The sequence below is a fragment of the Pseudomonas sp. KK4 genome, assembly GCF_001984065.1.
Classification (GTDB): Bacteria; Pseudomonadota; Gammaproteobacteria; order Pseudomonadales; family Pseudomonadaceae; genus Aquipseudomonas.
In genome coordinates this window covers 1-18,249 of sequence record NZ_LYVP01000106.1, presented here as the reverse complement: position 1 = coordinate 18,249, position 18,249 = coordinate 1, and the positions used below count along the sequence as shown (strand labels likewise).

The window sequence follows — 18,249 nt, the reverse complement described above, 5'->3', positions numbered from 1 at the left end:
GCGGTGTGTCATTCAACCTTGGTGTCGGCTGACAGTCCCTCTTCGCGAGCAAGTCGAATCGTCGCACCGCCGCTCCCACAGGGGTTTGCGGTGTTGTTAAAGACCCAGCAGCGACAACATGATGAAGGTCGCAAACAGCACGAAATGCGTCATCCCCTCGATGGCATTGGTTTCGCCGTCATTGAGGTTGATCGCACTGACGATCAGGGTGATGAAGATCATCACGGTCTGCACCGGCGTCATCGCCATCTGGAACGGCTGGCCGGTGTAGAGCGCCATCGCTTCCATCACCGGTACCGTGAGGATCACCGTCGACAGCGACGCCCCCAACGCGATGTTCACCACTGACTGCATGCGGTTGGCCAGTGCCGCGCGCAACGCCGTCAAAATCTCCGGTGCGGCGGAAATGGCCGCCACCAGAATCGCCGTGATCACCGGCGGTGCCCCCGTCCCCTCCAAGCCCAGATCGAGGGTCTTGGACATCACTTCGGCCAGTGCGCCAATCACCACCACGCCGAACACCAGCAGGCCGATCGACAGCGGCAGGTTGATCGGTGCCGGCTCTTGTTCCTGAGGTTCTTTCTTGCGGCGCTTGTCCGGGTAGCTGTAGCTGAAGAAGTAACTGTGCGGCCCGACCTGCATGCGCAGAAACAGCGCATAAAGCACCACCATCGCACCGATGGTGAACGCCGAATACAGCTTCCAGTTGGCTTGGGGAATGAACTCCGGCACCACCATCGACACACCCATGGCCGTCAGGATCATCACGCTGTAACTGCGCGCCGAATCATCGTTATAGGACTGTTCGCCATGCTTGAGGCCGCCCATCAACGCCGCCAGGCCGAGGATGCCGTTGATGTCGAGCATCACCGCCGAATAGATGGTGTCACGCACCAGGGTCGCCGAGGCTTCGTTGCTCATCATGATCGCCAGGATCACCACTTCCACCAGCACCGCGGCCAAAGTCAGGATCATCGTGCCGTAGGGATCACCGACCTTTTCTGCTAGCAGTTCGGCCTGGTGAGCGACACGCATCGAGGCGGCGACGATGAAGGCGATCAGCACCAGCCCGGCGCTCAACGCCACCCCCTGACCGCTGTGCAACAGCCAATGCTCCAGCGGGAAGGCAACGATGGCGGCGATCAGGGCCAGGAGCAGAAAGCTTTCTTGCTTGAGAATCGTGAGCATGGCGGGCCTTTTGCCGTGGAGGTGCGATATGCCACTGACTGCGGCGCGGCGCTAACGTTTCGTTTCACCTTAGCGCACCAGCGAAAGGCGACGGGTTCGAGCCATGCACTTTTATTGGCCTTACCGGCCTCTTCGCGAGCAAGCCCGCTCCCACATTGAAATGCATTCTCCTGTGGGAGCGGGCCTGCTCGCGAAGGCCGCGCCTCGGTCCGACGTCGGTTGTTGTCCTTTTGGTCAGCAATTTGCATTGCCCCTGCCAACCTCAAAACAAAATGGAGTTGGATTCATGCACAAACGTCCGTTGCAGAAGCTGCTTTGCGCCATCACGGCGGCCATCGGTCTGGGCGTCAGCCTGAGCGCCAGCGCCGCCGAGCCGCTGAAAGTCGGCTTCGTCTACATCGGCCCCATCGGGGACCACGGCTGGACGTATCAGCATGAACAGGGTCGCAAGGCCCTGGCGGAAAAACTCGGCACGCAGATCACCACCAACTATGTGGAAAACGTCGCCGAAGGCGCCGACGCCGAGCGGGTGATCCGCAACATGGCCAAGGACAAGTACGACCTGATTTTCACCACCTCCTTCGGCTACATGAACCCGACCCTGAAAGTCGCCAAACAGTTTCCCAAGGTCACCTTCGAACACGCCACCGGCTACAAGCAGGACAAAAACCTCGGCACCTACCTGGCGCGCACCTACGAGGGCCGTTACGTCGGCGGTTTCCTCGCAGCGAAAATGACCAAGAGCAAGAAGATCGGCTACGTCGCTTCCTTCCCCATTCCCGAGGTGATCCGCGACATCAATGCCATCCAGTTGGCTCTGAACAAGTACAACCCCGGCACCGAGATCAAAGTGGTGTGGGTCAATTCCTGGTTCGACCCGGGCAAGGAAGCCGACGCCGCCAACGCGCTGATCGATCAGGGCGTGGACGTGGTGTTCCAGCATACCGACAGCCCGGCGCCGATCCAGGCCGCCGAACGTCGCGGCGTGTATGCCGTGGGCTACGCTTCGGACATGGCGCACTTCGGGCCCAAGGCCGTGCTGACTTCAATCGTCAACGATTGGGCACCGCACTACCTGCAGGCGACCCAGGCCGTGATCGACCACAGCTGGAAATCCGAGGATTACTGGGGTGGCTTGAAGGAAGGCACGGTCGAGCTGCCGATCAGCGACCTGGTACCGTCACCGGTGAAAGCCGAAGCCGAGCAGATCATCGCCGACATCAAGAGCGGTACGCTGCAGCCGTTCACCGGACCGATCAAGGATCAGGCCGGCGTCGAGAAAATCCCGGCGGGGGTGAGTGCGACCACTGCGGAGCTGGCTTCGATGAACTACTACGTGGAAGGCATGAAGGCCGACATTCCAAAGTAACTCCCGACTTCCCCCGGTGGGAGCGGGCTTGCTCGCGAATGCAGAGTGTCAGGCAACAACAATGTCGACTGACACGTCCTCTTCGCGAGCAAACCGGCGCCCACATTGCACCTTCAGCGTTCTCAAGGACTGCGCATGAACAGCCTCCCCATCATCGACATCGCCCCGCTCTACAGCGACGACCAAGACGCCTGGCTCGCCGTGGCCAACCACATCGACCACGCCTGCCGCGAATGGGGCTTTTTCTATATCAAGGGCCATCCGATCAGCGCCTCGCGCATCGACGCGCTGCTCGATGCCGCCAAAGGCTTCTTCGCCCTGCCGACCACCGAAAAGCTCAAGATCGACATCACCCAGACCCGCCACCATCGTGGCTACGGCGCCATTGCCACCGAACAACTCGACCCCGGCAAACCCAGTGACCTGAAAGAAACCTTCGATATGGGCTTGCACCTTTCGGTCGATCACCCGGACGTCCTCGCCGAAAAACCGCTGCGTGGACCCAACCGGCACCCCTCGCTGCCCGGCTGGGAGGCGCTGATGGAGCAGCATTACGTCGACATGCAGGCCTTGGCGCAGACGCTGTTGCGGGCGATGACCCTGGCACTGGGCATCGAGCGCGACTTTTTCGACACGCGCTTCAATGAGCCGGTCAGCGTGCTGCGCATGATTCATTACCCGCCGCGCCATACCGCCAGCTGCGCCGAGCAGCAAGGCGCCGGCGCCCACACCGATTACGGCTGCATCACCCTGCTCTACCAGGATGCCGCCGGTGGCTTGCAGGTCAGGAATGTCAAAGGCCAATGGATCGATGCGCCGCCGATCGACGGCACCTTCGTGGTCAATCTCGGCGACATGATGGCGCGCTGGAGCAATGACCGTTATCTGTCGACACCGCACCGGGTGATCAGCCCCCTGGGGGTGGACCGCTATTCAATGCCTTTCTTCGCCGAGCCGCACCCCGACACCCGCATCGAATGCCTGCCCGGCTGCCAGGACGAACGGCACCCGGCGAAATACCCAACCACCACTTGCGCCCAATTCCTGCTCTCACGCTTTGCCGACACTTACGCCTATCGACGGGAGCAGGAAATGGCGGGATGAACCTGCCGGTCAGGTTTTAGCAAATGTTGCAGCAAGCATCTGTAGAATGCCCGCCATTGCACCTGATGAGAAAAGAATTATGTACGACTGGCTGAACGCACTGCCCAAGGCAGAACTGCACTTGCACCTGGAAGGTTCGCTGGAGCCCGAGCTGCTGTTCGCCCTGGCCGAACGCAACAAGATCGCCCTGCCGTGGAGCGATGTCGACACCCTGCGCAAGGCCTACGCCTTCAACAACTTGCAAGAGTTCCTCGACCTGTACTACCAGGGCGCCGATGTATTGCGCACATCCCAGGACTTCTACGACCTGACCTGGGCCTACCTGCTGCGCTGCAAGGCGCAGAACGTGATCCACACCGAACCGTTCTTCGACCCGCAGACCCACACCGACCGGGGCATCCCGTTCGAAGTGGTGCTCAACGGCATCGCCGCCGCACTGAAGGACGGCGAGCAGCAACTGGGGATCACCAGCGGCCTGATCCTCAGCTTCCTGCGCCACTTGAGCGAAGAGCAGGCCGAGAAAACCCTCGACCAGGCGCTGCCGTTCCGCGAGGCGTTTGTCGCCGTCGGCCTGGACAGTTCCGAGATGGGCCACCCGCCAAGCAAGTTCCAGCGCGTGTTCGACCGTGCCCGTGGCGAAGGCTTCCTGACCGTGGCCCACGCCGGTGAAGAAGGCCCGCCCGAGTACATCTGGGAAGCCCTCGACCTGCTGAAAATCCAGCGCATCGACCATGGCGTACGCGCCATCGAAGACGAGCGCCTGATGCAGCGCATCATCGACGAGCAGATCCCGTTGACCGTGTGCCCGTTGTCCAACACCAAGCTCTGTGTGTTCGATGACATGTCGCAGCACAACATCCTCGACATGCTCGAACGCGGGGTAAAAGTGACGGTGAACTCCGATGACCCGGCGTACTTCGGTGGCTATGTCACGGAGAACTTCCATGCGCTGCACACCCATCTGGGCATGACCCAGGACCAGGCCAAGCGCCTGGCACAGAACAGCCTGGACGCGCGGTTGGTCAAACCCTAGAGCCACCACTAACCAAATGTGGGAGCGGGCTTGCTCGCGAAAACCGTCTATCAATCGACATCATCGTCGACTGACACACCGCTTTCGCGAGCAAGCCCGCTCCCACATTTACAGTCGGATCAGCCCTACAAGGCAATTTCCAACTCGGTTTCCTTGGCAAACCGATGGATTTCCCGCTGCCCCGCCGCCGTGACCTGCAACGCCCGCGAATCGCCGGGCAAGCTCAACCATCCCGACTGCATGAACAGCTGCAACAACGCCGCCCCCAGCGAGCCGCCCATGTGCGGGCGTCTTTCGCTCCAGTCCGGGCAGGCACACGCCAATTTGCCGTTGCGATGCGCCAGCGCCTGGATGTACACCCCCCGTGACGCCAGTTCCGTGGAGCCCTTGAGGGTGATCGTCACCCGCTGATCGAACTGTTCGATCCACCCCGCCTCCAGCAAGCGCTGGTAAAGGTCCGCGGCCAGGGTGCCGCCCAGATGATCGTCACACAGCCGCGCGCGCAACAGCGACGAGCGCCTGGCCGGGGGTTTGGCCAGCGGCGTGGCGTTCTTGAAAATGTCCGGAATCGGCTGAGGGGTGCTGACCAGCGTCGCACTGGCCAACGCTTCGATCGCGGCGCCGACTTCCGGGGCGGCGAGGCGGAAAAACCGCTTGCGTCCACGGGTTTCGACTTTCAACAGACCACCCGTGGACAATCGCCCCAAATGGGCGCTGGCCGAAGACGGCGAAAGGCCCGCGAGCAAGGCCAACTCCTCGGCCTGGCGCGCTGCGCCGTCCATCAAGGCCCACATCATTGCGCTGCGCTTGGGGTCAGCCAGCAAGGTGGCTATCTGGCTGATGCAAGGTGCATGTTCCATGAATTCACTCCCTGTTGAATCGTTTCATCTTCTGCTCAGAGACATCTTGACCATAAACGTAGCGTCGGCCAAGACGAGAAAAGCGCCATACACCGTGCAAAGTCATCGCTCACCTCAACCCTCTCCCGGCGGCGTTTGGCGAAGGCCCGGGGATGGGGCGTGGGACAAGGTCAAAGCCCGTGGGGCCTGGCGGGTGCGATTGACGGTGCAGGGGTGAAGCGAGCGCTAGTATAGGCGTGCCGAAGGCGGGTTCCTGCCCCGCGCAAACCCCTGGCGTTGATAGTTCCTGAGGGAAATTTCGCTTTTTTCCTGCGACTAATCACCGGTTCCTGATATCCCGGGAAAATGACGGCTCAGCGAAGCGCATCGGCTGGCAAGCATTTCCCGCAACAGGTTCACCGGCTTACTCAATTGTGCGCGATGGGCGCACAACAAATTCAGCGGAGCACGCTCGCACAGCAGTTCCGGCATCAACACGTTCAAACGCCCGGCCAGCACATCGGCCGCCACATCCAGCCAGGATTTGTAGGCGATCCCGGCGCCCGCCACGGCCCATAGTCGCACCACATCGGCATCGTCACTGAAGCGATCACCGCTGACGGTCAGGCTCACCTCGCGCTTGCCGTCGTGGAAACTCCAGTGATCGTGAACCCGACTGCCCAGCATGAACAGCAGGCAGTTGTGCTGGGCCAGTTGCTCGAGTTGCCGGGGCTCGCCATGCCGCGCCAGATAGCTCGGCGCCGCGCAGAGCACGCGGCGGTTGTGCGGGGCGATGGGCAGCGCCACCAGGCTGGAGTCTTCCGGCTCGCCGTAACGCAAGGCGATGTCCACCGGTTGACGGAACAGGTCAGCGATGCGGTCCCCCAGCAACAGGCGCACTGTGAGCCTGGGGTGCTCGCGCTGGAACTCATCCAGCCAGGGCAGCAACAGGTTGCGACCGAAATCCGACGGCGCCGACAGCTGCAAAATACCGCTGACCTGATCCTGGCCGCTGGCCAACAGACGCCGCCCCTCGTCGAGGTTGCTCAGGGCGGCACGGGCATACTCCAGAAAACCTTCGCCTTCGGCGGTCAGGCGCAGGCTGCGGGTTGAACGGGCGAGCAAGCGGGCACCCAGTTGCTGCTCGATGCGTTTCAACGCGGCACTGGCCACCGCCGCCGACATGTCCATGCCCCGCGCGGCCGCCGACAGGCTGCCAAGGTCTGCCGCCCGCACGAACAACTGCAAATCATCGAAACGCAGCATCTGAAGCCCATTATCAAAAAAACATTGAAAGAGACTGCTCTTTTAGCGGGTTTTATCTTCGCTAGAAATAGCCAATCATCTGTCCATCGAAATCAGCCCGTCTCAGGAGTCACAGATGTCCCAGCCCTTTACCGCTATCGCCACCCTCATCGCCAAGCCCGGCCAGCAAGATGCGCTTGAACAGCATCTGCGAGCCCTGGTGGAGCCGACTCGCGCCGAAGCCGGCTGCGGGCAATACGACCTTCATCAGGACCTGGCCAACCCCCTGGCCTTCTACATGATCGAACACTGGAGCAGCGACGAGGCCCTGCAAGCCCACGACGCCAGCGCCCATATCCAGAACTTCCGCGCCAAGGCCGCTGACGTTCTCGAGCATTTCGAGATGAAGCGCCTGCGCAGCATTGCCTGATCTTCTTCTATTCACCTGGAGCCCATGATGAAAGCCATTGCCTATTACGCGTCCCTGCCGATCAGCGACGAAAAATCCCTGCAAGACATCGAACTGCCGGCGCCAGTGGCCGGGCCTCGCGACCTGTTGGTGGAAGTCAAAGCCATCTCCGTCAACCCGGTGGACACCAAGGTCCGCCAGAACGTCCAGCCTGAAGACGGCGCAGCCAAGGTGCTGGGTTGGGATGTGGCCGGTGTGGTCAAGGCAGTGGGCAGTGAAGTGACCCTGTTCAAAGCCGGAGACAAGGTGTTCTACGCCGGCTCCATCGCCCGCGCTGGCGGCAACAGTGAGCTGCATGTGGTGGATGAGCGGATCGTCGGTCACATGCCCAAGACCCTCGGTTTCGCCGAAGCGGCCGCCCTGCCGCTGACGGCCATCACGGCCTGGGAACTGCTGTTCGAACGCCTGCAGATTCGCGAAGGCAAAACCGATGAAGGCCAGAGCCTGCTGATCGTCGGCGCCGCCGGCGGTGTCGGCTCGATCCTCACTCAATTGGCCAAGCAACTGACCGGCCTGAACGTGATCGGTACCGCCTCGCGTCCACAAACCCAGAGCTGGGTGAAGGCATTGGGCGCCGATCAGGTGATCGACCACAGCCAACCGTTGAGCGAAGCGTTGAAGCAGGCCGGCATCCCACAGGTGACCCACGTCGCCAGCCTGACCCAGACCGATCATCACCTGGATCAACTGGTGGAAGCCCTGGCGCCCCAAGGCAAACTGGCCCTGATCGACGATCCCAAAGCCCTGGACGTGAGCAAACTCAAGCGCAAGAGCCTGTCCTTGCACTGGGAGTTCATGTACACCCGCTCGCTGTTTGAAACCCCGGACATGATCGAACAGCACAAGCTGCTCAACCGCGTGGCACAGCTGATCGATGCCGGCACGCTGAAAACCACGGTCGGCGAGCACTTCGGCACCATCAACGCGGCCAACCTGCGCCGCGCCCATCAACTGCTGGAAAGCGGCAAATCCAAGGGCAAGATTGTGCTCGAAGGCTTCTGATACGCCGTTTGACGACCGTTTGCAGGAGCAAGGCTTGCTCGCGATGGCGGCTTGGAGACCGCCATCGCCGGCAAGCCGTCCTCCTGCACAATCGTAAAACCGTCAGTCTGAACGTTGATCTTTGTCATCATTGCGACCGTATTGGGGTCTACAATCGAAACCTCTGCGAGACAATCTTTTACGCGAGGAGGTCAGTCATGAAGATCCTGATAAAAGAATTGGCAAAATCCCAGTGGCAGGTCCGCCTGGACCAACATGCAGTAACGTTCCGCAGCGAAGCCGAAGCTCGCGCCTTCACCAATACCCTCGAAGCGCGCCTGCACGCGCCCCATCAGATTCCCGCCCGTCAACAGCGCGCTGTTGGCTGATCACCTTCTCAGACCTTTGCTTGCGCCAGCGCCCGGGCATTTTGCAACCGCCGGGTGAGCATCGCCGCGCTCACCACCAATGCACCGCACAGGCTGATGACCAGGGCCATCGGCACCGCGCTGCCGTCGTGCAACACCCCCACCAGTGCCGCGGCACCGGCAGCCACGCTGAATTGCAGGCAACCGAGCAGCGCCGACGCGCTACCGGCGCGGGCGCCCTGACCGTTCATCGCGCAGGCTGACGCATTGGGAATGATGCAGCCGAGGCTGGAAATACAGATGAACAGCGGAATCAACAGCGGCCACAGTTGTGCGGTGTGCGATGCGCTGACCGCCAGCAACGTCAGGCCGGCGCCGAAATAAACCCACACCGCCCGCGCCAGCAGGAACGCCGGCCCCCGCTTGGCCAGTAGCCGCGCATTGACCTGCGCCACCAGAATGAAGCCTGCGGCATTGGTGCCGAACAGCCAGCCGAAATGCTCGGCCGGCACGCCATAGAGCTTGATGAAGACGAAGGGCGATCCGGCGATGTAGGCAAACATGCCGGCGATGGCGATACCGCCGGTCAGGGCATGGCCGAGGAACACCTGGTCCTTGAGCAGGCGCCCGTACTGACGCATCGCCCCCGACAAGGGTTGGCGCGGGACGTGAGCCGGCATGCTTTCCGGCAGTCCCACGGCCACAGCCAATCCCGCCAGCGCACTGAAGCCGGTCAGCACCAGGAAGATCGACTGCCAGCCCGTGGTATTGACCAGCAAGCCGCCGAGCATCGGCGCCAGAATCGGCGCCAGGCCCATCACCAGCATCAACTGCGAAAAGACCTTGGCCGACCCCACCGCATCGCATTTGTCACTGACCACCGCCCGGGAAATCACCATCCCGGCGCAGCCGCCCAACGCCTGGACAAATCGCGCACCGATCAGCCATTGAAGGTTGGGTGCATAAGCGCATGCCAGGGAAGCCAGGGTGAACAACCCGACGCCGGTCAGCAACGGTATGCGCCGCCCGAAGCGATCCGCCACCGGTCCGTAGGCCAGTTGGCCGATGGACAGGCCGAGGAAATACGCTGCCAGGGTCAGCTGAACGTGTTGTTCATCGGTGCCGAAGGCCAGCGCCATCGCCGGGAAGGCTGGCAGATAGAAATCGATCGCCAGCGGACCGAAAGCGCTCAGGGCGCCAAGAATAAGAATGGTACGGAAGTTCATCAGGCATCCAGTCGAAGGTCGGCAGCCCGACAGTCTAGCCGGGCCTTGACGTCTTGAACATTCCGATAGCTCGCTAACTATTAAACTGTCAGACCAGCTTGACGCCATAGCCTTCTTCACTGATCAGGGCGATCACCTGGGCCGCTGTCAGTGACGATTCGACACCCACCTCCTTTGCCGCCAGATCGACGCGCACGCTGGCGGCCGGGTCCTTGTCCTGAATGACCTGGGTGATGGCCTTGACGCAGTGACCACAGGACATGCCTTCAACATTGAACACTTGCATGGGATGACTCCTTTTAGTGACGCTTCTGAGTGAGGTTGCCGGCAGTGTCGAGCTTGCCACCATGGCAAGGTCAAGTTCTGAAGTGATCTGCCGGGCTGGCATTCGGCATCGCGCTCGGCCAAGCTTGCGCACATCTTTGATTCGATCTCAGGAGATTCAGCCATGCGCTGGTCAGCTTTCAGCCTGTTTGGCCTGCTCAGCCTTTTCGCCGCCCTGCCATCCGCCCAAGCTGCCGGGGAGGACTACGGCGTGCTGATCATTTCCCGCGAGCGCCTGGAAGTCGCGACCAATTGCGAGATCGGCGTTTATATCCACGATCAGCTGTCGGCGCGGCTGTTCCAGGAGCAAAGCACATCGTTCAACCTGCCGCCGGGCAATGTGTCCCTGCGCCTGAAACTGCTGCCGGGCCAGGTGCCGGGATGCAACCCGGGCATGCTGGCGCCGGGTTCCCAGGACATCACCCTGCGCGCGGGCGATGTGCAAAAGTACCGGATCGCGATGACGCAGGAAGGGATGTACCTCAAGCGCGCAGGCCTGGGCTACTGACACCTGTCCCCTGTGGAAGGGGGCTTGCTCGCGAAAGCGGTCTGTCAGTGAAATGGCTGCTGTCTGACACGACGCCTTCGCGAGCAAGCCCGCTCCCACACTGGATCGACGCAAAATGAAAAATGGTGCTTGACCTTGCCAACATGGCAAGGTTGATCCTGTGGACATCCACTACAGGGAGCTCGCCCCATGTCTGAATCCACCACTTTCGATCTGCCGATTGCCGGCATGACCTGCGCCAGTTGCGCCGGGCGTGTCGAGCGTGCCTTGAGCAAAGTCATCGGCGCCAGTGCCGTCAGCGTCAACCTGGCCACTGAACAGGCGCGGGTCCAGGCACCTGCCGATAGCCTTCCAGCATTGATGGAAGCCGTGCACAAGGCAGGTTACAGCGTGCCGCAGCACAGCCTGGAGCTGAGCATCGACGGCATGACCTGCGCGTCCTGCATCGGCCGCGTGGAACGGGCCTTGAACAAGGTGCCGGGGGTCAAGAGCGTCAGCGTCAACCTGGCCAACGAACGCGCGCATCTTGAACTGCTCGGCCAGGTCGATGCGCAAACCCTGATCGGCGCGGTGACCAAGGCCGGCTACGGCGCCAGCGTCTGGCAAGCCGACCATCCGCCCACCGACACCCAACAGACCCGTTTGCACCGCGAACGCTGGGCCTTGATCGCCGCCATCATCCTGGCCTTGCCGCTGGTATTGCCAATGCTGCTGCAACCGTTCGGCGTGCACTGGATGCTCCCGGCCTGGGTGCAGTTCGCGCTGGCAACGCCCGTGCAATTCATCCTCGGTGCGCGGTTTTATGTGGCGGCGTGGAAAGCCGTGCGCGCCGGTGCCGGCAACATGGATTTGCTGGTAGCCCTGGGCACCAGCGCCGGGTATGGCCTGAGTGTGTATGAATGGGCCACCGCCGCCGGGGGCATGCCGCATCTTTACTTCGAAGCCTCGGCGGTGGTGATCGCCCTGGTGCTGCTGGGCAAATACCTGGAAAGCCGCGCCAAGCGCCAGACCGCCAGCGCCATCCGTGCACTGGAAGCGCTGCGGCCGGAGCGGGCGATTCAGGTGATTGACGGCCGCGAGCAGGATATCGCCATCAGTGCCCTGCGCCTCAATGACCTGGTGCTGGTAAAACCCGGCGAGCGCTTCCCGGTGGACGGAGAAGTGGTCGACGGCCAAAGCCATGCCGACGAAGCGCTGATCAGCGGCGAAAGCCTGCCGGTGCCCAAGCAGCCTGGCGATAAAGTCACCGGTGGCGCCATCAACGGTGAAGGTCGGTTGCTGGTGCGTACCCAGGCTCTTGGAGCCGAAACGGTGCTGGCAAGAATCATTCGTCTGGTCGAAGACGCCCAGGCCGCCAAGGCGCCGATCCAGAAACTGGTGGATAAAGTCAGCCAGATCTTCGTCCCGGTGGTGCTGCTGCTGGCACTGGCCACCCTGATCGGCTGGTGGCTGTACGGTGCGCCGCTGGAAACCGCGCTGATCAATGCCGTCGCAGTCTTGGTGATCGCCTGCCCTTGTGCCCTGGGCCTGGCCACACCCACGGCGATCATGGCCGGCACCGGAGTGGCGGCACGCTTCGGGATTCTGATCAAGGATGCCGAAGCCCTGGAACGCGCCCATGAAGTCACCGCGGTGGTATTCGACAAGACTGGCACCCTGACCTCCGGCGCCCCACGCATCGCCCATTTGAATGCCCTCGACGGTGATGAAGCGGCCCTGCTGCAACTGGCCGGCGCGCTGCAACGGGGCAGCGAGCACCCATTGGCCAAAGCTATTCTGGATGAGTGCGCGCAGCGAGGACTGGGCGTGGCGGATGTCACAGACAGCCAGTCCCTGACCGGGCGCGGCATTGCCGGAAGCCTCGATGGCCGGCGCCTGGCCCTGGGCAATCGGCGTCTGTTGGAAGAAAGCGGGCTGGACGCCACGCCCCTGGCCAGGCAAGCCGCCGCTTGGGAAACCGAAGGCCGGACCCTGTCCTGGCTGATCGAGCAAAGCCCGCAACCGCGGGTACTGGGCCTGTTCGCGTTCGGTGACACCCTCAAGCCCGGCGCGCTGCAGGCCGTGCAACAACTCAACGCCCGGCATATCAGCAGTCATCTACTGACCGGCGACAACCGTGGCAGCGCCAAAGTGGTGGCCGAGGCGCTGGGCATCAGCAACGTGCACGCCGAAGTGCTGCCGGCGGACAAAGCCGCCGAGGTCGCCGTGCTGAAAAAAACCGGCGTGGTGGCGATGGTCGGCGATGGCATCAACGATGCGCCGGCCCTGGCGGCCGCCGACATCGGCATCGCCATGGGTGGCGGTACCGACGTGGCCATGCACGCCGCGGGCATTACCCTGATGCGCGGCGATCCGCGACTGGTGCCAGCGGCGCTGGAGATCAGCCGCAAGACCTACGCCAAGATCCGGCAGAACCTGTTCTGGGCCTTCGTCTACAACCTGATCGGCATTCCCCTGGCCGCCTTCGGCTTTCTCAACCCGGTGCTGGCCGGCGCGGCCATGGCGTTGTCGAGTGTGAGCGTGGTCAGCAATGCGCTACTGTTGAAAACCTGGAAACCCAAGGACCTGGAGGACAACCGATGAACATCGGCCAAGCAGCCCGTCATAGCGGCCTGAGCGCGAAGATGATCCGTTATTACGAGTCCATCGGCCTGCTCAAGGCGGCCCATCGCACCGACAGCGGCTATCGACTCTATGGCGATCAGGACCTGCATACACTGGCGTTCATCAAGCGTTCCCGGGATCTGGGGTTCTCCCTTGAAGAAGTCGGCAAACTGCTGACCCTCTGGCAGGACCGCCAGCGTGCGAGTGCCGATGTGAAAGCACTGGCGCGGCAGCACATTGACGAACTCAATCAGAAAATCCGCGAACTGGGGGAATTGCGCGACACGTTGCAGGACCTTGTGGAGCATTGTCAGGGTGATCATCGACCGGATTGTCCGATTCTCAAGAATCTGGAGTCGGGGTGTTGCGATACGTCGGCTCGCGCCTGAGAGATGATGACTGTACCGACGCCATCGCTGGCAAGCCTTGCTCCTACAGGTTCTGCCGTGTCGCATAGATAGCGTTCACACCTGAGATCCCTGTGGGAGCGGGCTTGCTCGCGAAAGCGGTCTATCTGTGAAATGGATGCTGCCTGACACGACGCCTTCGCGAGCAAGCCCGCTCCCACAGGTTGCGTTGTATTTGCAGGATCGGACCGGGCACAAAAAAACCGGCCGAAGCCGGTTTTTTTAGCCGATCACTGCATCCACGGAGGCGGAGGCGGTTCGTCGGTTTTTCCAGGTGGCGCATCGTCCGCGGCACGGGCCGCTTGCTTGCGCTCTTCATCCAGGCGCGCAGCCTCGATCTCGCGCATGATGCCGCTCACGTCGGCCAGCTCTTCAGGTTCGTCGAACTCGCCGGTCAGGACGCTGCCCGGGTGCAAGGTGCCGGCCTCGTACAGGGCCCACATTTCCTTGGCGTAGCGAGTCTTCTTCAGCTCCGGGGCGAACCGTCCGAAGTAGGACGCCATGTTGCCCACGTCCCGCTCCAGCATGCTGAACGCGTGGTTGTTGCCCGCAGCGTCCACCGCTTGTGGCAAGTCGATGATGACCGGGCCGGTCGGCGTCAACAGCACGTTGAACTCCGACAGGTCACCGTGCACCAGACCGGTACACAACATCAGCACGATCTGCGAAATCAGAAAAGCGTGATATTCGCGCGCCTGTTCCGGCTCCAGCACCACGTCGTTCAAACGCGGCGCCGCATCGCCGTACTCGTCGGCCACCAGTTCCATCAACAGCACACCTTCGAGGAAGTCATACGGCTTGGGCACTCGCACGCCGGCATTGGCCAGGCGAAACAGTGCGGCCACTTCGGCGTTCTGCCACGCGTCTTCGGTCTCTTTGCGACCGAACTTGGAGCCTTTGGCCATGGCCCGGGCCTGACGGCTGTTGCGCACCTTGCGGCCTTCCTGATACTCGGCCGCCTGACGAAAACTGCGTTTGTTCGCCTCCTTGTAGACTTTCGCGCAACGCAACTGATTGCCGCAGCGCACCACATAAACAGCTGCTTCTTTACCACTCATCAGTGGGCGCAGCACTTCGTCGACCAGACCGTCCTCGATCAGGGGTTCAATGCGTTTTGGAGTCTTCATCAGCTTTTATTGTGGGTCCTTTATTACCAAACACGCGAAAGTCATTCGTTATACGGCAATCCACTCCATCGGGGGAGGGGGTGGCGACCTATGAACATTACAGATGCAAACAAAGTGCCGTTTTTATCAGTAAAAACGGTAATCGGTCCGTGCTTGCCGAGGATCATAGCCGAGCCTTGGGCACTTGTTCTGCGCCGGTTGCGACGGCATTTGTGCCAGATGCCGGGACCGGCCCCCTACCGTTCGCGGGATTTTTCAAAACGGCGCTCAATTTCCTCCGACAACAGCCGAAGCCCTGAGTGACAAATTGATTTGTCCGACAATCGTTTGCCCAAACAATAACGATGTCGCACTCACGGATCCGGGTCCATGAACCACTTTCACTGCTGCCAATAAACCGCGAGTCATCTGCACTGCGTGGGCTTACAAGAAAATCTGGAGCGCGGATGAACATCAAACAGAAGTTGACCTGGGCGTTTGCAATCATCGCCTGCTTGCCCGTGGTGCTGGTCGCCACCCTCGTTGTGCTGAACTTGCGCAGTGATGCCAAGGACGAATTCGTCGACAACAGCGGTCGGGAAATCCGTCAGGTCAGCAATGCCATGCAGCTGTTTTTCGACGGCATCAGCCAGAACGTCGAGTACCTGGCCAAACAACCGCTGATCACCAACTCCGACGACAGCCTCAAGACTTACATGGGCGCCAACGCTGCCAGCGTTCCACAGGGCGAGTCGGACAAAAAAGTGTTCGCCTTCCTGCAGGAACTGGGCAACGCTCACCCGTCCTACGCCTACGCCATCCTTGGCACCGCCGCCGGCGGTTATGTGTCGTGGCCGGACGATGCCCAACTGGCCAACTACGACCCGCGCCAGCGTCCGTGGTACAAGGCGGCCCAGGCCAAACCGGGCAAACCGTTTCGTACCGAGGCCTACTACTGGGCTGAAAACGATACGTCCTACGTCAGCACCGTGCGCACCGTCGACAACAAACTGGGTACCAACGGCGGCGTCGTCAGCATCGACGTATCGCTCAAACAACTCACCGAGCTGGTCAAGCAGATCAAGCTCGGCGAAACCGGCTACCTGATGCTGCTGGAAAACAACGGCACCGTACTGGTCGATCCGAAGCAACCGGAACACAACTTCAAGGCCCTGGGCAGCCTCGGCGAGGGTTATGCGCAACTGGCCAAGGCCGGTAAAGGCCTGGTCGAAGTGGAACTCAATGGCGAGCGCTACATGGCCAACGTCTGGCCGTCGGAGCAACTGGGCTGGACCTTCATCGGCCTGATCAAGCACAGCGACGTGATGAGCACCGCGACCCAACTGACTTGGTTGATCGCCATCATCGCCGCCGTGCTGGCGGTGGTGTTCGCCATCGTCGGCGCCAGTTTCGCCAGCGTCATCGTGCGTCCGATCCGTGGTGTGGCCGATGGCCTGGAAGGCATCGCCCAGGGTGAGGGCGACCTGACCAAGAGCCTGGAGATACGCGGCCGCGACGAAACCGCGCAACTGGCCAACTGGTTCAACCAGTTCCTGGCGGCGATTCGCAGCCTGATCCAGAGCATCGGCGGTGCCGCCACCAAGATCCTGGCGACCTCCAAGAGCTCGACTCAAGTCTCCCATGACATGGCCGAAGCCGCCGGGCGCCAGCGTGAAGCGGTGGACATGGTGTCCACGGCGTTCCACGAAATGGTCGCCACCGCCAACGAAGTGGCGCGCTCCTGCAGCCAGGCCGCCGAGTCGGCCGACAGTGGCCAGCGTCAGGCCCGTGAAGGTCAGCAACAGATCGATGCGGCGGTGAGCAGCGTGGATCGCCTGAGCCACGAAATCGAACAATCGGCTCAGTCGATGCAACAACTGGAGCGCGACAGCAACGACATCCAGTCGATCCTCGGCACCATTCGCTCGATCGCCGAACAGACCAACCTGCTGGCACTGAACGCGGCCATCGAAGCGGCGCGGGCCGGCGAACAGGGTCGTGGTTTTGCGGTGGTGGCGGACGAAGTGCGGGCCCTGGCCAAGCGCACCGCCGACTCCACGGCGGAAATCGACGGCCTGTTGGGCAACCTGGCCAAGCGCACCAGCCAGGTGACGCAACAGATGCACGCCAGCCTGGAAGTGTCGCAACAATCGGTGACCCGCATCGGTGAAGCGCGCAGCAGCTTCGGGCAGATTCGCGAATCGGTGGACGTGATCCGCGACATGAACACCCAGATCGCCACGGCGGCGGAACAACAGCATCAAGTCGCCGAGGACATCAACCGGCACATCAGCCAGATCCACGGCGATGCGCAATTGGTGGCGGAACTGGCCAACTCGGCGCGCCTGGATTCCCAGAGCCTGGCCGGGTTGTCCAATGAGCTGGACGGGTTGGTGCGCCGCTTCCGTACCTGATGCTCAATAACGCCACGGACCAAGAGTGGGAGCGGGCTTGCTCGCGAAAGCGCAGTGTCAGTCAACGATGATGTCGACTGGTCCACCGCTTTCGCGAGCAAGCCCGCTCCCACATTGGATAAGAGGTGTCACTGCCTGAACAACTCCCCCGGCGTAAACCCGAACAACCCCTTGAACGCGGCAATGAACGCCGACGTCGAATCATACCCACAGGCCAACGCCGCATTGGTCACGCTGTCCCCCTCCTCCAGCAGACTCAGCGACGACAGCAACCGCATCCGCTGACGCCAGCCCCGAAAGCTCAACCCGGTTTCACGCTGGAACAGGCGCATCAGGGTTTTTTCCGACATCCCCAAGCGCTGCGCCCAGTCTTGCAGGGTCACGCCGCGTTCGGGGTTTTCGATCAGTTCGTTGCACAACCCCAACAGCCGTTCGTGGCGTGGCAATGGCAGGGAGAACCCGACTTCCGGCAAGGTCGCCAACTGGTCCAGCAATACACTCACCAGCCGCGTTTCCTGAGTGTCGCCCTGTGGATACTCCACCGGCAGCAGGCAAAAACTCTTGATCAGCTCCCGCGCCAGCGGCGTCACCTCCAGCACCCGGCAACGTCCCTGCGCCCATTGGCAATCCTCGCGCCGCACGTACAGGCTGCGCATCTCGGCGCGCATCGAAGTCACTACTTGATGCTCAAGATCCGCCGGTATCCAGATCCCCCACTGCGGCGGTGCAAAGAAACTGCCCTCGGCGGTGTGCACGCCGAGAACGCCGCTGATGGCGTAGGAAAACTGCACCCAGTCGTGGCGATGGGACGGGGTCCAGGAACCGGCATTGAGGCTCTCGACCCGTGCGTACAACGGGCGCGGCAGGACGGTAATGGGCGGGATGCTGCGTTCGAGGGATTCTTGTCCGTTGGTCGGCATTGATGGGCCTTGTGTTGCGCGATCGCTATTGACGCGACGTTAGGCCATGCCTCCCATCTAATCAACACCGCCAACCTCCTGTGGGAGCGGGCTTGCTCGCGAAGGCGGAGTGTCAGGCAACATCATAATTGCCCGACACTCCGC

General features: G+C 61.8%; 17 protein-coding genes and 1 pseudogene. 11 read left to right on the top strand and 7 right to left on the bottom strand.

Annotation, left to right across the window (positions count from 1 at the left end; genetic code table 11):
* Positions 1 to 96: 96 nt before the first annotated feature.
* The gene (locus B0W55_RS24050; RefSeq protein ID WP_077048404.1) at positions 97 to 1,188 is read right to left on the bottom strand and encodes a calcium:proton antiporter; all 1,092 of its coding nucleotides are present in this window, start codon (positions 1,186 to 1,188) and stop codon (positions 97 to 99) included.
* A 286-nt stretch (positions 1,189 to 1,474) separates the two neighbouring features.
* On the opposite strand from B0W55_RS24050, the gene B0W55_RS24045 reads away from it, so the two are divergent.
* From B0W55_RS24045 to B0W55_RS24035, 3 genes are all read left to right on the top strand, one after another.
* A complete protein-coding gene (locus B0W55_RS24045; protein WP_077048403.1) occupies positions 1,475 to 2,557 on the top strand; it encodes a BMP family ABC transporter substrate-binding protein in 1,083 nt (360 codons plus the stop codon).
* 135 nt (positions 2,558 to 2,692) lie between these two features.
* Entirely contained in the window at positions 2,693 to 3,661 is a 969-nt protein-coding gene (locus B0W55_RS24040) for a 2-oxoglutarate and iron-dependent oxygenase domain-containing protein (RefSeq protein WP_077048402.1), read from the top strand.
* A gap of 79 nt (positions 3,662 to 3,740) precedes the next feature.
* Positions 3,741 to 4,694: an adenosine deaminase gene (locus B0W55_RS24035; protein WP_077048401.1), complete on the top strand. Its 954-nt coding sequence runs from the start codon at positions 3,741 to 3,743 to the stop codon at positions 4,692 to 4,694.
* A 125-nt stretch (positions 4,695 to 4,819) separates the two neighbouring features.
* Here the strand turns inward: B0W55_RS24035 and B0W55_RS24030 are convergent, their stop codons facing one another.
* Together B0W55_RS24030 and B0W55_RS24025 are read right to left on the bottom strand one after the other, a co-directional pair.
* Positions 4,820 to 5,554 (bottom strand): helix-turn-helix transcriptional regulator, encoded by a 735-nt coding sequence (locus B0W55_RS24030; RefSeq protein WP_077048400.1) that lies wholly within the window; start codon positions 5,552 to 5,554, stop codon positions 4,820 to 4,822.
* A 315-nt stretch (positions 5,555 to 5,869) separates the two neighbouring features.
* Positions 5,870 to 6,799: a LysR family transcriptional regulator gene (locus B0W55_RS24025; protein ID WP_077048399.1), complete on the bottom strand. Its 930-nt coding sequence runs from the start codon at positions 6,797 to 6,799 to the stop codon at positions 5,870 to 5,872.
* A 115-nt stretch (positions 6,800 to 6,914) separates the two neighbouring features.
* Between B0W55_RS24025 and B0W55_RS24020 the strand changes: the two genes are divergently transcribed.
* From B0W55_RS24020 to B0W55_RS30880, 3 genes are all read left to right on the top strand, one after another.
* Positions 6,915 to 7,208 (top strand): putative quinol monooxygenase, encoded by a 294-nt coding sequence (locus B0W55_RS24020; RefSeq protein ID WP_077048398.1) that lies wholly within the window; start codon positions 6,915 to 6,917, stop codon positions 7,206 to 7,208.
* A gap of 27 nt (positions 7,209 to 7,235) precedes the next feature.
* On the top strand, positions 7,236 to 8,249 hold the full coding sequence (locus B0W55_RS24015; protein ID WP_077048397.1) for a zinc-binding alcohol dehydrogenase family protein: 1,014 nt from the start codon (positions 7,236 to 7,238) through the stop codon (positions 8,247 to 8,249).
* A gap of 197 nt (positions 8,250 to 8,446) precedes the next feature.
* The gene (locus tag B0W55_RS30880; RefSeq protein WP_175645560.1) at positions 8,447 to 8,617 is read left to right on the top strand and encodes a hypothetical protein; all 171 of its coding nucleotides are present in this window, start codon (positions 8,447 to 8,449) and stop codon (positions 8,615 to 8,617) included.
* A gap of 8 nt (positions 8,618 to 8,625) precedes the next feature.
* Here B0W55_RS30880 and B0W55_RS24010 read toward each other — a convergent pair whose 3' ends face one another.
* A complete protein-coding gene (locus B0W55_RS24010) occupies positions 8,626 to 9,822 on the bottom strand; it encodes a multidrug effflux MFS transporter (RefSeq protein WP_077048396.1) in 1,197 nt (398 codons plus the stop codon).
* An 88-nt stretch (positions 9,823 to 9,910) separates the two neighbouring features.
* Positions 9,911 to 10,108 (bottom strand): heavy-metal-associated domain-containing protein, encoded by a 198-nt coding sequence (locus tag B0W55_RS24005; protein ID WP_077048395.1) that lies wholly within the window; start codon positions 10,106 to 10,108, stop codon positions 9,911 to 9,913.
* A 162-nt stretch (positions 10,109 to 10,270) separates the two neighbouring features.
* Here B0W55_RS24005 and B0W55_RS24000 point away from each other — a divergent pair, with 162 nt between their 5' ends.
* The 3 genes from B0W55_RS24000 (at position 10,271) to cueR (ending at position 13,647) form a co-directional block, all read left to right on the top strand.
* On the top strand, positions 10,271 to 10,654 hold the full coding sequence (locus B0W55_RS24000; RefSeq protein ID WP_077048394.1) for a hypothetical protein: 384 nt from the start codon (positions 10,271 to 10,273) through the stop codon (positions 10,652 to 10,654).
* A 189-nt stretch (positions 10,655 to 10,843) separates the two neighbouring features.
* Complete coding sequence (locus tag B0W55_RS23995; protein ID WP_077048393.1) at positions 10,844 to 13,237, top strand: heavy metal translocating P-type ATPase; 2,394 nt, start codon at positions 10,844 to 10,846, stop codon at positions 13,235 to 13,237.
* The gene (gene cueR / locus B0W55_RS23990) at positions 13,234 to 13,647 is read left to right on the top strand and encodes a Cu(I)-responsive transcriptional regulator (protein ID WP_077048392.1); all 414 of its coding nucleotides are present in this window, start codon (positions 13,234 to 13,236) and stop codon (positions 13,645 to 13,647) included. Before B0W55_RS23995 ends, cueR begins: the two co-directional genes overlap by 4 nt.
* Positions 13,648 to 13,895: 248 nt before the next feature.
* Here cueR and B0W55_RS23985 read toward each other — a convergent pair whose 3' ends face one another.
* Positions 13,896 to 14,792 carry a PA4780 family RIO1-like protein kinase gene (locus B0W55_RS23985; RefSeq protein WP_077048391.1) on the bottom strand — a complete coding sequence of 299 codons (897 nt, stop codon included), beginning with the start codon at positions 14,790 to 14,792 and terminating at the stop codon, positions 13,896 to 13,898.
* A 344-nt stretch (positions 14,793 to 15,136) separates the two neighbouring features.
* Here B0W55_RS23985 and B0W55_RS31685 point away from each other — a divergent pair.
* Positions 15,137 to 16,327: pseudogene (locus B0W55_RS31685) on the top strand (cache domain-containing protein); the annotation flags it as partial.
* Positions 16,328 to 16,417: 90 nt separating this feature from the next.
* Positions 16,418 to 17,185: a methyl-accepting chemotaxis protein gene (locus B0W55_RS31680; RefSeq protein WP_371807292.1), complete on the top strand. Its 768-nt coding sequence runs from the start codon at positions 16,418 to 16,420 to the stop codon at positions 17,183 to 17,185.
* A gap of 128 nt (positions 17,186 to 17,313) precedes the next feature.
* On the opposite strand, the gene B0W55_RS23975 is transcribed toward B0W55_RS31680, so the two are convergent.
* The gene (locus B0W55_RS23975; protein WP_077048389.1) at positions 17,314 to 18,105 is read right to left on the bottom strand and encodes a helix-turn-helix transcriptional regulator; all 792 of its coding nucleotides are present in this window, start codon (positions 18,103 to 18,105) and stop codon (positions 17,314 to 17,316) included.
* Positions 18,106 to 18,249: the final 144 nt, after the last annotated feature.

Excerpts from the sequence above, each read along its gene's own strand:
- B0W55_RS24050 (WP_077048404.1), bottom strand. The coding sequence starts at position 1,188 with ATGCTCACGATTCTCAAGCAAGAAAGCTTTCTGCTCCTGGCCCTGATC.
- B0W55_RS24045 (WP_077048403.1), top strand. The coding sequence starts at position 1,475 with ATGCACAAACGTCCGTTGCAGAAGCTGCTTTGCGCCATCACGGCGGCC.
- B0W55_RS24040 (WP_077048402.1), top strand. The coding sequence starts at position 2,693 with ATGAACAGCCTCCCCATCATCGACATCGCCCCGCTCTACAGCGACGAC.
- B0W55_RS24035 (WP_077048401.1), top strand. The coding sequence starts at position 3,741 with ATGTACGACTGGCTGAACGCACTGCCCAAGGCAGAACTGCACTTGCAC.
- B0W55_RS24030 (WP_077048400.1), bottom strand. The coding sequence starts at position 5,554 with ATGGAACATGCACCTTGCATCAGCCAGATAGCCACCTTGCTGGCTGAC.
- B0W55_RS24025 (WP_077048399.1), bottom strand. The coding sequence starts at position 6,799 with ATGCTGCGTTTCGATGATTTGCAGTTGTTCGTGCGGGCGGCAGACCTT.
- B0W55_RS24020 (WP_077048398.1), top strand. The coding sequence starts at position 6,915 with ATGTCCCAGCCCTTTACCGCTATCGCCACCCTCATCGCCAAGCCCGGC.
- B0W55_RS24015 (WP_077048397.1), top strand. The coding sequence starts at position 7,236 with ATGAAAGCCATTGCCTATTACGCGTCCCTGCCGATCAGCGACGAAAAA.
- B0W55_RS30880 (WP_175645560.1), top strand. The coding sequence starts at position 8,447 with ATGAAGATCCTGATAAAAGAATTGGCAAAATCCCAGTGGCAGGTCCGC.
- B0W55_RS24010 (WP_077048396.1), bottom strand. The coding sequence starts at position 9,822 with ATGAACTTCCGTACCATTCTTATTCTTGGCGCCCTGAGCGCTTTCGGT.
- B0W55_RS24005 (WP_077048395.1), bottom strand. The coding sequence starts at position 10,108 with ATGCAAGTGTTCAATGTTGAAGGCATGTCCTGTGGTCACTGCGTCAAG.
- B0W55_RS24000 (WP_077048394.1), top strand. The coding sequence starts at position 10,271 with ATGCGCTGGTCAGCTTTCAGCCTGTTTGGCCTGCTCAGCCTTTTCGCC.
- B0W55_RS23995 (WP_077048393.1), top strand. The coding sequence starts at position 10,844 with ATGTCTGAATCCACCACTTTCGATCTGCCGATTGCCGGCATGACCTGC.
- cueR (WP_077048392.1), top strand. The coding sequence starts at position 13,234 with ATGAACATCGGCCAAGCAGCCCGTCATAGCGGCCTGAGCGCGAAGATG.
- B0W55_RS23985 (WP_077048391.1), bottom strand. The coding sequence starts at position 14,792 with ATGAAGACTCCAAAACGCATTGAACCCCTGATCGAGGACGGTCTGGTC.
- B0W55_RS31680 (WP_371807292.1), top strand. The coding sequence starts at position 16,418 with ATGGCCGAAGCCGCCGGGCGCCAGCGTGAAGCGGTGGACATGGTGTCC.
- B0W55_RS23975 (WP_077048389.1), bottom strand. The coding sequence starts at position 18,105 with ATGCCGACCAACGGACAAGAATCCCTCGAACGCAGCATCCCGCCCATT.